At 69.7% G+C, this 13,237-nt stretch carries 14 protein-coding genes; 7 read left to right on the top strand and 7 right to left on the bottom strand.

What is annotated here, in order from left to right; genetic code table 11:
• Nucleotides 1–51: 51 nt before the first annotated feature.
• A complete protein-coding gene (locus tag SGA01_RS25290; RefSeq protein ID WP_141298749.1) occupies nucleotides 52–1,578 on the top strand; it encodes a glycosyltransferase family 87 protein in 1,527 nt (508 codons plus the stop codon).
• A 15-nt stretch (nucleotides 1,579–1,593) separates the two neighbouring features.
• Here SGA01_RS25290 and SGA01_RS25285 read toward each other — a convergent pair whose 3' ends face one another.
• The 3 genes from SGA01_RS25285 to SGA01_RS25275 form a co-directional block, all read right to left on the bottom strand.
• On the bottom strand, nucleotides 1,594–2,625 hold the full coding sequence (locus SGA01_RS25285; RefSeq protein ID WP_141298747.1) for an alanine racemase: 1,032 nt from the start codon (nucleotides 2,623–2,625) through the stop codon (nucleotides 1,594–1,596).
• 82 nt (nucleotides 2,626–2,707) lie between these two features.
• The gene (locus SGA01_RS25280) at nucleotides 2,708–3,826 is read right to left on the bottom strand and encodes a lipid II:glycine glycyltransferase FemX (RefSeq protein ID WP_055642437.1); all 1,119 of its coding nucleotides are present in this window, start codon (nucleotides 3,824–3,826) and stop codon (nucleotides 2,708–2,710) included.
• Nucleotides 3,827–3,968: 142 nt separating this feature from the next.
• Nucleotides 3,969–4,286 (bottom strand): hypothetical protein, encoded by a 318-nt coding sequence (locus SGA01_RS25275; protein WP_141298746.1) that lies wholly within the window; start codon nucleotides 4,284–4,286, stop codon nucleotides 3,969–3,971.
• Between the two features lie 283 nt (nucleotides 4,287–4,569).
• Between SGA01_RS25275 and rpsF the strand changes: the two genes are divergently transcribed.
• The 4 genes from rpsF to rplI all read left to right on the top strand — a co-directional run bounded on the left by rpsF (nucleotide 4,570) and on the right by rplI (nucleotide 6,284).
• Nucleotides 4,570–4,860, top strand: a complete 291-nt coding sequence (gene rpsF, locus SGA01_RS25270; protein ID WP_005482942.1) for a 30S ribosomal protein S6 — start codon at nucleotides 4,570–4,572, stop codon at nucleotides 4,858–4,860.
• Nucleotides 4,861–4,933: 73 nt separating this feature from the next.
• The gene (locus tag SGA01_RS25265) at nucleotides 4,934–5,524 is read left to right on the top strand and encodes a single-stranded DNA-binding protein (protein ID WP_055642435.1); all 591 of its coding nucleotides are present in this window, start codon (nucleotides 4,934–4,936) and stop codon (nucleotides 5,522–5,524) included.
• A gap of 58 nt (nucleotides 5,525–5,582) precedes the next feature.
• On the top strand, nucleotides 5,583–5,819 hold the full coding sequence (gene rpsR, locus SGA01_RS25260) for a 30S ribosomal protein S18 (RefSeq protein WP_005315025.1): 237 nt from the start codon (nucleotides 5,583–5,585) through the stop codon (nucleotides 5,817–5,819).
• Between the two features lie 18 nt (nucleotides 5,820–5,837).
• Nucleotides 5,838–6,284 (top strand): 50S ribosomal protein L9, encoded by a 447-nt coding sequence (rplI, locus tag SGA01_RS25255; protein WP_141298744.1) that lies wholly within the window; start codon nucleotides 5,838–5,840, stop codon nucleotides 6,282–6,284.
• An 85-nt stretch (nucleotides 6,285–6,369) separates the two neighbouring features.
• Here the strand turns inward: rplI and SGA01_RS25250 are convergent, their stop codons facing one another.
• Nucleotides 6,370–7,707, bottom strand: a complete 1,338-nt coding sequence (locus tag SGA01_RS25250; RefSeq protein WP_141298742.1) for an MATE family efflux transporter — start codon at nucleotides 7,705–7,707, stop codon at nucleotides 6,370–6,372.
• A 423-nt stretch (nucleotides 7,708–8,130) separates the two neighbouring features.
• Between SGA01_RS25250 and dnaB the strand changes: the two genes are divergently transcribed.
• The gene (gene dnaB / locus SGA01_RS25240) at nucleotides 8,131–9,612 is read left to right on the top strand and encodes a replicative DNA helicase (protein WP_079037502.1); all 1,482 of its coding nucleotides are present in this window, start codon (nucleotides 8,131–8,133) and stop codon (nucleotides 9,610–9,612) included.
• Nucleotides 9,613–9,620: 8 nt separating this feature from the next.
• On the opposite strand, the gene SGA01_RS25235 is transcribed toward dnaB, so the two are convergent.
• Nucleotides 9,621–10,541, bottom strand: coding sequence for an NAD-dependent epimerase/dehydratase family protein (locus SGA01_RS25235; protein WP_141298740.1), 921 nt, complete (start codon nucleotides 10,539–10,541; stop codon nucleotides 9,621–9,623).
• Between the two features lie 86 nt (nucleotides 10,542–10,627).
• Between SGA01_RS25235 and SGA01_RS25230 the strand changes: the two genes are divergently transcribed.
• Nucleotides 10,628–12,010, top strand: coding sequence for a serine hydrolase domain-containing protein (locus SGA01_RS25230; protein ID WP_141298738.1), 1,383 nt, complete (start codon nucleotides 10,628–10,630; stop codon nucleotides 12,008–12,010).
• 98 nt (nucleotides 12,011–12,108) lie between these two features.
• Here SGA01_RS25230 and SGA01_RS25225 read toward each other — a convergent pair whose 3' ends face one another.
• Together SGA01_RS25225 and SGA01_RS25220 are read right to left on the bottom strand one after the other, a co-directional pair.
• A complete protein-coding gene (locus SGA01_RS25225) occupies nucleotides 12,109–12,561 on the bottom strand; it encodes a GNAT family N-acetyltransferase (RefSeq protein WP_141298736.1) in 453 nt (150 codons plus the stop codon).
• Between the two features lie 76 nt (nucleotides 12,562–12,637).
• On the bottom strand, nucleotides 12,638–13,096 hold the full coding sequence (locus tag SGA01_RS25220; RefSeq protein ID WP_141298734.1) for a MarR family winged helix-turn-helix transcriptional regulator: 459 nt from the start codon (nucleotides 13,094–13,096) through the stop codon (nucleotides 12,638–12,640).
• Nucleotides 13,097–13,237 lie beyond the last annotated feature (141 nt).

The raw sequence follows: 13,237 nt of genomic DNA, 5'->3' as shown, positions 1-13,237 counted from the left end.
GACACGGCGGCCCTCGCCGTTTCGCCGGGGACGTACGGCAGGATGTCCCCCATGCCGAGCCTCCAGAAGACGCGCGAGCCGCAGGACCGGCCGCAGGGCCCGCGGACCGTCATCCCCACCCACCGGGACGAGGTGGCCGCCGCGGGCAGCGAGCTGATCGGCGGTCCCTTCGGCCGCCGTGCCCTGACCGGCCGCGGTCAGTTCACACCGGTGCGGGTGATCGCCCTCGTGGCCATCGGGATGTTCGCCCTCGGCATGGTGCAGAAACTGCCCTGCTACAACTGGGCCTGGTTCCGGGGCACCACCTCGCAGTACACCCACGCCTGTTACTCGGACATCCCGCACCTCTTCTCCGGGCGCGGGTTCGCCGACGGCCTGGTGCCCTACTTCGACCGGCTGAGCGGCGACATACCGTTTCTGGAGTACCCCGTCCTGACGGGCCTCTTCATGGAGGTCGCGGCCTGGCTGACGCCCGGCAGCGGCACCATGGACCACCGCGAGCAGACGTTCTGGATGGTCAACGCGGGCATGCTGATGGTCTGCGCGGCCGTCCTCGCGGTCTGTGTGACGCGGACGCACCGGAGCCGCCCCTGGGACGGCCTCCTGGTCGCCCTGGCGCCCTCCATCGCGCTCACCGCCACGATCAACTGGGACATACTGGCCGTCGCCCTGACCTCCGCCGCGGTCCTCCTGTGGTCGCGCGGCCGGCCGCTCGGCTTCGGCATCCTGCTCGGCCTCGCCACGGCCGCGAAGTTCTACCCGATACTGCTCCTCGTCCCGCTGCTGCTGCTCTGCTGGCGCGCGGGGAAGTGGCGGGAGTACGGGACGGCCGTGCTCGGTGCGGCCGGTGCGTGGCTGGTCGTGAACCTGCCCGTGATGCTGATGGCGCCCGAGGGGTGGAAGCAGTTCTACCTCTTCAGCCGTGACCGGAACGTCGACTTCGGTTCGGTCTGGCTGCTGGTCAGCCAGCGCACGGGCACCTCGATCACGCCGGACAAGGCCAACATGTACGCCCTGATGCTCATGGTGGTCGCGGTGGTCGCCCTCGGCTTCCTGGCGTTCAGCGCTCCCCGCAGGCCCCGCTTCGCCCAGCTGGCCTTCCTGGTCGTCGCCGCGTTCGTCCTGACCAACAAGGTCTACTCGCCGCAGTACGTGCTCTGGCTCGTCCCGCTCGCGGCCCTCGCCAGGCCGCGCTGGCGCGACTTCCTGATCTGGCAGGCGTGCGAGGTCATGTACTTCCTGGGCATCTGGATGTACCTGGCCTTCATGAACAGCGGCAGCAAGCAGGGACTGCCGGTCGACGGCTACCAGTTCGCGATCGTCCTGCACCTGCTCGGCACGCTGTACCTGTGCGTGATGGTCGTACGCGACATCCTCCTGCCCGAGAAGGACCCGGTCCGGCAGGACGGCTCGGACGACCCTTCGGGGGGCGTCCTGGACGGCGCGGAGGACGTCTTCGTCACGGGCAGGGCGGCGCATCCGGCCCGGCACGCCGCGCCGGCGGCGGAGGGGCCGCGGGTGGAATGGGGCACCCCCGGGGATCCGGAACCGGTGACGGAACGGGACTCCCGGGGGTGAACGTGCTCGACCGGCTCAGCGCTCCACGAGCCGGTCGAACTGCGTCGTGGTGTGGCGCAGATGCGCCACCAGCTCGTCGCCCACACGGGGCTCCTGGGCGTCGGAGGGCACGAACAGGATCGACACCTGCATGTGCGGCGGCTCCGCGAACCAGCGCTGCTTGCCCGCCCAGACGAAGGGCGACAGGTTCCGGTTGACCGTGGCCAGACCGGCCCGTGCGACGCCCTTGGCGCGCGGCATGACGCCGTGCATCGCCTTGGGGGCCTCCAGGCCCACGCCGTGCGAGGTGCCGCCGGCGACGACGACCAGCCAGCCGTCCGAGGCGGCCTTCTGCTGGCGGTAGCCGAACCGGTCCCCCTTGGCGACCCGGGTGACGTCGAGGACGGCGCCCCGGTACTCGGTGGCCTCGTGGTCGCCCAGCCAGAGCCGGGTGCCGATCCGCGCGCGGAAGCGGGTCTGCGGGAACTGCTGCTGGAGCCGGGCCTGTTCCTCGGCCCGCAGGTGGCTCACGAACATGGTGTGCAGCGGCAGGCGGGCGGCCCGCAGCCGGTCCATCCAGGCGATGACCTCCTCGACCGCGTCGGTGCCGTCCGGGCGGTCCAGCGGGAGGTGGAGGGCGAAGCCCTCCAGCCGTACGTCCTCGATGGCGGCGTGGAGCTGCTGGAGCTCCTCCTCGTGGACGCCGTGCCGCTTCATCGAGCTCATGCACTCGATGACGACCCGGGCGCCCACCAGGGCGTGGACGCCGTCCACGGAGGACACGGAGCGGATGACCCGGTCGGGCAGCGGAACCGGTTCCTCACCCCGGCGGAAGGGGGTGAGGACCAGCAGGTCGCCGCTGAACCAGTCCTTGATCCGCGCGGCTTCGTAGGTCGTGCCGACCGCGAGCATGTCGGCGCCGAACCGGGCGGCCTCGTCGGCGAGGCGCTCGTGCCCGAAGCCGTAGCCGTTGCCCTTGCAGACCGGGATCAGACCGGGGAACTGGTCGATGACCGTCTTCTGGTGCGCGCGCCAGCGAGCGGTGTCGACGTAGAGGGAGAGCGCCATGGCCGGCCCGGAACCTTTCTGGTGGCAGCGGTGTATCAAAGATATGTACGAGACTACGGAACCGTCGCCGAAGCGACGCGACTCAGCGGCGGGACATGTAGATGTCGAGCGCCTTGTGCAGCAGCTTGTTCAGCGGGAAGTCCCACTCGCCGACGTACTCGACGGCCTCGCCGCCCGTGCCCACCTTGAACTGGATGAGCCCGAAGAGGTGGTCGGTCTCGTCGAGCGAGTCGGAGATGCCCCGCAGGTCGTAGACGGTCGCGCCCATCGCGTAGGCGTCGCGCAGCATCCGCCACTGCATCGCGTTCGAGGGCCGGACCTCGCGGCCGATGTTGTCGGAGGCGCCGTAGGAGTACCAGACGTGGCCACCGACGACGAGCATGGTCGCGGCGGACAGGTTCACGCCGTTGTGCCGCGCGAAGTAGAGCCGCATGCGGTTGGGGTCCTCGTTGTTGAGGACGGTCCACATGCGCTGGAAGTACGAGAGCGGGCGCGGCCGGAAGTGGTCGCGGACGGCCGTGATCTCGTAGAGGCGCTGCCACTCGGCCAGGTCCTCGTAGCCGCCCTGGACGACCTCGACGCCGGCCTTCTCGGCCTTCTTGATGTTGCGGCGCCACAGCTGGTTGAAGCCCTTGAGGACGTCGTCGAGCGAGCGGTTCGCGAGCGGGACCTGGAAGACGTAGCGGGGCTGGACGTCGCCGAAGCCGGCGCCGCCGTCCTCGGCCTGCTGCCAGCCCATCTTCCGCAGCCGGTCGGCGACCTCGAAGGCGCGCGGCTCGATGTGGGTGGCCTCGACGTCCTTGAGGCGCTTCACGTCCGGGTCCTGGATGCCGGACTTGATGGCGGCGGCGTCCCAGCGGCGGATGACGACCGGCGGGCCCATCTTCACCGAGAACGCGCCCTGCTGCTTGAGGTGCGCCAGCATCGGCTGCAGCCAGTCGTCGAGGTTCGGCGCGTGCCAGTTGATGACCGGGCCCTCGGGCAGATAGGCCAGGTAGCGCTTGATCTTCGGGAGCTGGCGGTAGAGCACCAGGCCGACGCCGACGAGCTCGCCGTTCTTGTCGAACCAACCGAGGTTCTCCGAGCGCCACTCGGTCTTCACATCAGCCCACGCCGGGACCTGGCAGTGGCTCGCCGCGGGCTGGCTCTGGATGAATCCCAGATGCTGCTCACGGCTGATGGTCCTCAGGGTCAGGCTCATGCGGGGCGCTCCTCGGCAGGTGTGTCCCCATCGGTCAGGGGCTCCGGCTCTCGCGCCGAAGCCTACTGTGACCGGGGAGCGCCCCGGATGGGCGTGTGCGCCCTGACGTGCCCCTGGGCTCGCCCTGACGCGCCGCCGCGACTCAGTAGCTGATGACGCCGCCGAAGAGACCGCCGTGGGCCATGCCGAGGTAGAAGCCGAACGCCGAGGCGCCGAGTCCGACGATCAGCAGGAAGCGTTCGCGGGTCGTCACGGAGATGAACTGTCCGTAGGCACCGGTCAGGATGCCGATCAGGCCCGACCAGGAGCTCAGCAGGTGCAGGTTGTCGAACTGCGCGGTGACGAAGGCGAGGACACCCAGGACCAGTGTCACGCCGACCAGGGTGTCCTGGAGGGGGTGGGGCTTGCCGTCGGTCGCGAAGAGGGAGTGGCCGGGGTCGGGTCGCATTGCCTGTGCCATGGGGCACCTCCTGGCGTTGCTGAGCGAGGGCGGCGCATCGAGGCGTCGCCGACATCCGTTGTGTACAGATTGCGTCCCCTCACCGGGGAATTTCAACCGCAGGCCGATGTGCGGGTACTCTGTACAGCTGCGCCGGTGTCTGCCCAGATCCCTCCGGGATCCCCGACGGCCCCCTCGTTCACCGAGGGGATTGTCAGTGGCGGCGGATACCGTTGCTTACGCATCACGACCCTCCTGCCACGGAACGACCGTGGCCGCTGAGTCCAAAGGAGGTGGGTTCCACATGCGTCACTACGAGGTGATGGTCATCCTCGACCCCGATCTGGAGGAGCGCGCTGTCGCCCCCCTGATCGAGAACTTCCTCTCCGTCGTCCGTGAGGGCAACGGAAAGGTCGAGAAGGTCGACACCTGGGGCCGTCGTCGTCTCTCGTACGAGATCAAGAAGAAGCCCGAGGGCATCTACTCGGTCATCGACCTGCAGGCCGAGCCTGCGGTCGTCAAGGAGCTCGACCGCCAGATGAACCTGAACGAGTCGGTCCTCCGGACCAAGGTCCTCCGCCCCGAGACCCACTGAGCTTCTAGCTCAGAGGTCATCGGGTTCGAGTAGCTACAAGCAGCCAGAAGCAATCCCGCCGAGAGGTTCCCCCATGGCAGGCGAGACCGTCATCACGGTCGTCGGCAATCTTGTCGACGACCCCGAGCTGCGCTTCACCCCGTCCGGTGCGGCGGTCGCGAAGTTCCGTATCGCGTCCACCCCCCGCACCTTCGACCGTCAGACCAACGAGTGGAAGGACGGCGAAAGCCTCTTCCTCACCTGCTCGGTCTGGCGTCAGGCGGCGGAGAACGTCGCCGAGTCGCTTCAGCGAGGCATGCGCGTCGTCGTGCAGGGCCGGCTGAAGCAGCGGTCCTATGAGGACCGTGAGGGCGTCAAGCGCACGGTCTACGAGCTGGATGTCGAGGAAGTCGGCCCCAGCCTCAAGAACGCCACGGCCAAGGTCACCAAGACCACTGGTCGCGGTGGTCAGGGCGGCTACGGCGGCGGTGGCCAGCAGCAGGGTGGCGGCAGCTGGGGTGGAAACTCCGGCGGCGGCGCCCCGCAGGGTGGTGGCGGTGCTCCCGCCGACGACCCGTGGGCGACCGGTGCTCCTTCCGGCGGTTCCGGTGCCCAGCAGGGCGGCGGAGGCGGCGGCTGGGGTGGGAACTCCGGCGGCGGCTACTCGGACGAGCCTCCCTTCTAGGGCACACGCCCTCGAAGCAGCTCGTATCCCCACTTCTTGATCACACAGGAGAAACACCATGGCGAAGCCGCCTGTGCGCAAGCCTAAGAAGAAGGTCTGCGCGTTCTGCAAGGACAAGACCGCGTACGTGGACTACAAGGACACGAACATGCTGCGGAAGTTCATTTCCGACCGCGGCAAGATCCGTGCCCGCCGCGTCACCGGCAACTGCACGCAGCACCAGCGTGACGTCGCCACGGCCGTCAAGAACAGCCGTGAGATGGCGCTGCTGCCCTACACGTCCACCGCGCGATAAGGAAAGGGTGACCGAAAAATGAAGATCATCCTGACCCACGAGGTTTCTGGCCTCGGCACCGCCGGCGACGTCGTCGACGTCAAGGACGGCTACGCTCGCAACTACCTGGTCCCGCGTGGTTTCGCGATCCGCTGGACCAAGGGTGGCGAGAAGGACGTGGCGCAGATCCGCCGCGCCCGCAAGATCCACGAGATCGCGACCATCGAGCAGGCCAACGAGATCAAGGCCCAGCTCGAGGGCACGAAGGTGCGCCTGGCCGTTCGCTCCGGCGACGCCGGCCGTCTCTTCGGCTCCGTGACCCCGGCCGACATCGCCTCGGCGATCAAGTCCGCGGGTGGCCCCGACGTCGACAAGCGTCGCGTCGAGCTCGGTTCGCCGATCAAGACCCTGGGCTCGCACCAGGTGTCCGTGCGTCTGCACGCCGACGTTGCCGCGAAGCTCGGCGTCGAGATCGTCGCCGCGTAACGCTGCCACTGGCGCTCTGCGCTCAGCAGTGAGGAAGGGCCGCACCCCTCGGGGTGCGGCCCTTCCGCTGTTTCACGTGAAACGCTCAGCGGGTGGCGCCTGTGACGATCCAGCGGCCGGAGCGTGAGCGCAGCCAGAGCGTCACCATCCGGACGGTCATCATCAGGGTCATCGCCCACCAGAGGGCGGTCAGCCCGCCACCGAGCACCGGAACGAGCAGGGCGACCGGGGCGAAGACCGCGAGGGTCAGCAGCATGGCCCAGGCCAGATAGGGCCCGTCGCCCGCGCCCATGAGGACTCCGTCGAGGACGAAGACGACACCGGAGATCGGCTGGGACAGCGCGACCACCAGCAGGGCGGGGAGCAGGGTGTCCTGGACGGTGGTGTCGCTGGTGAAGAGCGGGACGAACAGGGGGCGGGCGACGATCAGAAGCGCGCCGAGCACCACTCCGGAGGCCACGCCCCACTGGACCATGCGGCGGCAGACCTGACGTGCGCCCTCGGCGTCGTTCGCGCCGAGATAGCGGCCGATGATGGCCTGGCCCGCGATGGCGATCGCATCGAGGGCGAAGGCCATCAGGCTCCACAGGGACAGGATGATCTGGTGGGCGGCGACCTCGGCGTCACCCATCCGGGCCGCGACGGCGGTGGCGATCATCAGGACGGCACGGAGCGACAGCGTACGGACCAGGAGAGGGGCGCCGGCCTGGGCGGAGGCGCGGATGCCGGCCGGGTCCGGGCGGAGAGAGGCGCCGTGACGCCGGGCCCCCCGTACGACCACGACGAGGTAGGCGACGGCCATGCCGCACTGGGCGATGACCGTGCCCCAGGCCGAGCCGGCGATCCCCAGACCCGCGCCGTAGACCAGTCCGACGTTGAGCGCCCCGTTCACGGCGAAGCCCCCGATGGCCACGTAGAGCGGTGTGCGGGTGTCCTGGAGGCCGCGCAGGACGCCGGTGGCGGCCAGGACGACGAGCATGGCGGGGATGCCGAGGCTGGAGATCCGGAGATAGGTCACGGCGTAGGGCGCGGCCGTGTCGGAGGCGCCGAAGGCATCGATGAGCCAGGGCGCCGTGGGCAGGGTCAAGGCGACGACGGCGGCGCCGAGCAGGAGGGCGAGCCAGATGCCGTCCATGCCCTGTCGGATGGCGGCCGGGAGGTCGCCCGCGCCGACGCGTCGTGCGACGGCCGCCGTGGTCGCATAGGCGAGGAAGACGAAGACGCTGACGGCGGTGGACAGCAGGGCGGCGGCGATCGCGAGACCCGCGAGCTGGGGGGTGCCGAGGTGGCCGACGATGGCGCTGTCGACCATGAGGAAGAGCGGCTCGGCGACGAGGGCACCGAAGGCCGGCAGGGCGAGGGAGACGATCTCGCGGTCGTGCTGTCGGCGGACGGCCTTGGAGGTCGCGGGGGCCTGGATCATGCGGTCAATCTAATCTTCCACAGGTAAGAGATGCAATGCCTAGTAGACCATTACTTCGCGATGGCGCGGGGCTTCGGGTGTGGGCCGTTTGTTCTGATCTTGGTCCGGGTGGAGAACTTTTTCTCCCCCACAGGCCGTGGATGGAAAAACTGCAGGTCAGATGGGTGAGTGTGGGGGTGCTATGAGTTTGTCCACATGGCTGTCCCCCGCTCCGTGCACAGGATCCGGGGAGTTCTCCACAGCATCTGGCCGTTCACCCACAGGCCCTGTGGATAACCAGATTGGCTGACGCTCCTCGCGGGCCTACCGTGGTCCGGCGCCCGACGCGCCAGCAGCGGTCGCAAAGCCACTCGTTGATCAAGGCCGTGGCGTAAGAAAGAGTGGCACGGCGAGGTCCGCGGAGCGGACGGAGGAGGTGGCTTGGTGAGCGTTCCCGAGCCCATGGACGACCCCTGGGCCGACAGCGGACCGAGCGACCGGCTGCCCACTCGTACCCGAGGAGAAGGCCGCGGCCGGGGCCGCGGGCGCGACGACCAGCACGAGCGCGGCAACGACGGCCCGTGGGACGGCGGACTCTCCGGTTTCGAGCGAGTCCCCCCGCAGGATCTCGACGCCGAGCAGTCCGTCCTCGGCGGCATGCTGCTCTCCAAGGACGCCATCGCGGACGTCGTGGAGATCATCAAGGGCAACGACTTCTACAAGCCCGCCCACGAGACCGTCTACTCCGCGATCCTCGACCTGTACGCCAAGGGCGAGCCGGCCGACCCCATCACCGTCGGCGCCGAACTCACCAAGCGCGGTGAGATCACCCGCGTCGGCGGCGCCTCCTATCTCCACACCCTGGTCCAGTCGGTCCCGACCGCGGCCAACGCCTCGTACTACGCCGAGATCGTCCACGAGCGCGCCGTCCTGCGCCGCCTCGTGGAGGCCGGCACCAAGATCACGCAGATGGGCTACGCGGCCGACGGGGACGTCGACGAGATCGTGAACTCGGCGCAGGCCGAGATCTACGCGGTCACCGAGCAGCGCACCACCGAGGACTACCTGCCGCTCGGCGACATCATGGAGGGGGCCCTCGACGAGATCGAGGCGATCGGCTCCCGCAGCGGTGAGATGACGGGTGTGCCGACCGGCTTCACCGACCTCGACTCGCTCACCAACGGACTGCACCCCGGCCAGATGATCATCATCGCGGCCCGTCCCGCCATGGGTAAGTCGACCCTCGCCCTGGACTTCGCCCGGGCTGCCTCCATCAAGCACAACCTGCCCAGCGTCATCTTCTCCCTCGAAATGGGCCGCAACGAGATCGCCATGCGCCTGCTCTCGGCGGAGGCCCGGGTCGCGCTCCACCACATGCGCTCCGGCACGATGACCGACGAGGACTGGACGCGGCTCGCTCGCCGCATGCCCGACGTCTCCCAGGCGCCCCTGTACATCGACGACTCCCCGAACCTGTCGATGATGGAGATCCGGGCCAAGTGCCGTCGGCTCAAGCAGCGCAACGGCCTCAAGCTCGTGATCATCGACTACCTCCAGCTGATGCAGTCGGGCGGCTCCAAGCGGCAGGAGAGCCGTCAGCAAGAGGTCTCCGACATGTCGCGAAACCTCAAGCTCCTCGCCAAGGAGCTGGAGCTGCCCGTGATCGCGCTCTCCCAGCTGAACCGTGGTCCCGAGCAGCGCACCGACAAGAAGCCGATGGTCTCCGACCTGCGTGAGTCCGGCTCGATCGAGCAGGACGCCGACATGGTGATCCTGCTGCACCGCGAGGACGCCTACGAGAAGGAGTCCCCGCGGGCCGGCGAGGCGGACATCATCGTGGGCAAGCACCGAAACGGTCCGACGGCCACGATCACCGTCGCCTTCCAGGGCCACTACTCGCGCTTCGTGGACATGGCCCAGACCTGACCCCCGCCTCAGACGGCCGCTCGGTGGGCGGAGGCGAGGGCCCGTACGCCCGCCAGGCTGTCGTCGTGGGTGGGCGACCAGCCGAGTTCCCGTTCGGCCTTGCTCGCGTCCAGGCGCAGCTGGGAGGTCATGGCCGTGTGGGCCAGGGGCGCCGGCCTGAGCAGCCAGAGGGGGACTCGCAGGGGCTTGGGGGCGCCGAAGGCCGCGGCGACCTCCTGGAGGTGTCGGCCGAAGGAGAGCGGGGTGCGGTCGGCGATGTTGTAGGCCTGGCCCGGGGTGCCGCCCTCGGTGGCGAGGACGACGGCCCGTGCCGCGTCGTCGATGTCGACCCAGGAGAAGGCGAGTCCGCGGTCGGCGACCACGGGCAGGGAGCGCTTGCGCAGGAGGGGGACCACGTCGTTGTCGGTGACCTCGGCGCCGTAGAAGAAGCCGAAGCGCAGGCTGATCGCTTCGAGGCCTTCCGCGGTGAAGGCCAGCTGCTCCTTGGCCCGCATGGCGCCGACGTGACGCTCCAGCCAGGTGTTGGTGCCGCGCGGACCGAAGGGGGTGTTCTCCTCGGTGATGAGGCCGGTGCCGTGGTCGCCGTACCCGTAGCCGAACATCATCGACTCGACCACGAACCGGCGGGCGCCGGTCGCCCGGGCGGCGTCGAGCAGGTTCTCGGTGCCACGGGTCCGCAGGGCGTTGGTCGGCACCATGCTCTGGTGGCGTGCCATCGTCTCGCCCTTGAGCGCGGTCGCCGCGTGGACGACGACGTCGAAGGCGAGCCCGTCCACGGCCCTGAGGACCGCGTCGGCGTCCAGGAGGTCGGCGCGCAACGTGTTCGTGGCACCCCGCCCGAGCCCCGCGACCTCGTGTCCGGCAGCGGTCAGCTGCCGGGTGGCGCTCCGGCCGAGTGCGCCGCTTGCTCCTGCCAGCAGAACCTTCATGTCCGTGCTCCCTTCCGAGGCCATCCGGTGATGTCCATGGGACGGATCGGGAAGCTTCGGATGTGACATCACGTTGGATGGGATCTATGACGACATCCTTCGAAGCCTTGTTGCCCGGTACCGAGCGCGCTCTTCTGCATCGCGTGGCGGTCGCCCAGTCCGAGGGGCGTGCGCCCTCGTTCGTCGGGGCGGTGGTCCGTGACGGGGCGCTGGTGTGGAGCGGTTCGCGCAGCTGCGTGGACGGGCACGCGCCGGACGCCGACACGCAGTTCAGGATCGGCTCCCTCACCAAGGTGTTCACCGCCGTGCTGGTGATGCGGCTGAGGGACGAGGGGCTGCTCGACCTCGACGATCCGCTGGAACGCCACCTCAAGGGAACGGGTGTCGGCGAGGTGACCATCGCTCAGCTCCTCGGCCACAGCGGTGGTCTCGCTGCCGAGACGCCCGGCCAGTGGTGGGAGCGGTCCTCCGCCGCGCTGCGGCCGGAGCTCTCCGACGTCCTGGGGGAGCGGCCTTCCCTCCGGACCCCGGGGCGGGGCTTCCACTACTCCAACCCCGGCTACACGCTGCTCGGTTCACTCGTCGAGGAGGTGCGGGGAGTCCCCTGGGCGGAGGCGCTGCGGAGCGAGATCCTGGAGCCGTTGGGGATGGACCGTACGACGCTCGACCCGGTCGCCCCGCACGCGGGCGGCTGGGCGGTGCATCCCTGGGCCGATGTGATGCTTCCCGAACCGTCCGAGGACCTGGGGCTGATGGCGCCGGCCGGCCAGCTGTGGTCGACGGCTGCGGACCTCGGCCGCTTCGCCGTGTTGCTCGCGGCGGGCGACGAGCGGGTCCTCGCGGCGGCCTCCGTGGAGGAGATGCGGGCTCCCGCCTCCCCCGCCGGCGAGGGCGACTGGGAGGGGAGCTACGGGCTCGGTCTCCAGCTGCTGCGCAGGGACGGCCGGACCCTGATCGGCCACACCGGCTCGCTGCCGGGCTTCGTCGCCTGCCTCTGGGTGAGCGTCGAGGACGGACTGGCGGGGATCGCCCTCGCCAATGCCACCTCCGGGCCGCTGACGGCGGCGGTGGCGGCCGATCTCGTACGGATCGTGGCGGACGCCGAGCCGAGGTTCCCGGAGCCCTGGCGCCCCCTTCCGGAGGCCGAGGTCGACGAGGAGCTGCTCTCCCTGACGGGGCCCTGGTACTGGGGCACGTACTCCTACGGGCTCCGGCTCGGGCCCGAGCGTTCCGTGGTGCTGGAGCCGCTGAGGGGAGCCGGGCGGCGGGCGAGGTTCCGTGCGCTGCCCGAAGGCGGCTGGGTCGGGCTCAACGGCTACTACGCGGGGGAGACGCTCCGCGCGGTGCGGCGCCCCGACGGCAGCGTGAGTCATCTCGACCTGGGGTCCTTCGTCTTCACCCGGGAGCCGTACGAGCCGGGGGACGCGGTGCCGGGCGGCGTGGACGAGGCGGGCTGGCGCGGCCTCTGAGCCGTCCTGCGGTGAGCGCCTCCGCGTGCCCCACCTCGTGTTTCACGTGAAACAGCGCGCCGGGCCGTCGCCTGGCGCGCTGTCCGTCCACGGGAGCCTCAGAGGTTCTTCTTGAAGCCCACGTGAGAGGCCTCGAAGCCGAGCCGCTCGTAGAAGCGGTGGGCGTCGGTGCGTGTGGCGTCGGAGGTCAGCTGAACCAGTCCGCAGTCCTGACGGCCGGACTCCTCGACAGCCCATTCGACGAGCTGGGTTCCGAGTCCGCTGCCGCGCTCGTCGGCGTGGATGCGGACGCCTTCGATGATCGAGCGAGTGGTGCCCTTGCGGGAGAGCCCGGGGACCAGCGTCAGCTGAAGCGTCCCGACGACCTTCTCCCCGCGGACCGCCACGACGAGGTGCTGGTGGGGATCGTTGGCGAGGCGCTCAAAGGCGGCGAGGTACGGGGAGAGGTCGTCGGGGGACTCGCGCTGCGCACCCAGCGGGTCGTCGGCGAGCATCGCGACGATGGCCGGGAGGTCGGCGGCGACGGCGGGGCGTATCTCAAGATCGCTCATGCTCGCAGCGTACGCACGCTCCCCCTCTGCCGCCGCTCCTCTTCCGGCTGGGATCTTCCGGCTCGGATCGTCCGGCTCAGACGGTGACGCCCACGCCCTCGACGACCTGGACCAGCGGGGCCAGCTCGGGGTTCTGCGCGGCTTCGTCGAGGGCCTCGCGCAGAGCGCCGTCGTTGGTGGGGCGGGCCTCTTCGAGGAGCTTCTGGCCGGCCTCGGTCACATCGGTATAGATGCCCCGCCGGTCGGTGGCGCAGAGGTAGCGGGTGAGCAGGCCGCGGTCCTCGAGCCGGGTGACGAGCCGGGTGGTGGCGCTCTGGCTCAGCACGACGGCGTCGGCGACCTGCTTCATCTGGAGGTGGCCGCCGGGGCCGCTGTGCTGGCGGCTGAGGACGTCGAGAAGGGAGTACTCGCGGACGCTCAGACCGTGTCCGGACTCCAGGGCGCGCTCGATGTGCGACTCGATCCTGCCGTGCAGCAGGGAGAGGGCGCACCAGCGCTGGGCGAGCGCGGTCAGTGCGGGGTCCGTCGCGGTCATGGTCTCTCCTCGGTCTCCTCGGCGCCGGAGCGGCTCATGAACCAGGGTAGACGAAGCAGCGCAATAATGCGCGTCTGCAAGTAAATCTTCCCGGGGTCACCGGTGCGGCCGGGGCCACCGGCGGGCCGGCGTCAGCCGGCC

Origin of the sequence: Streptomyces gardneri (genome assembly GCF_006539185.1) — a bacterium.
Taxonomy (GTDB): domain Bacteria; phylum Actinomycetota; class Actinomycetes; order Streptomycetales; family Streptomycetaceae; genus Streptomyces; species Streptomyces gardneri.
This window is presented reverse-complemented; position numbering and strand designations above follow the sequence as displayed.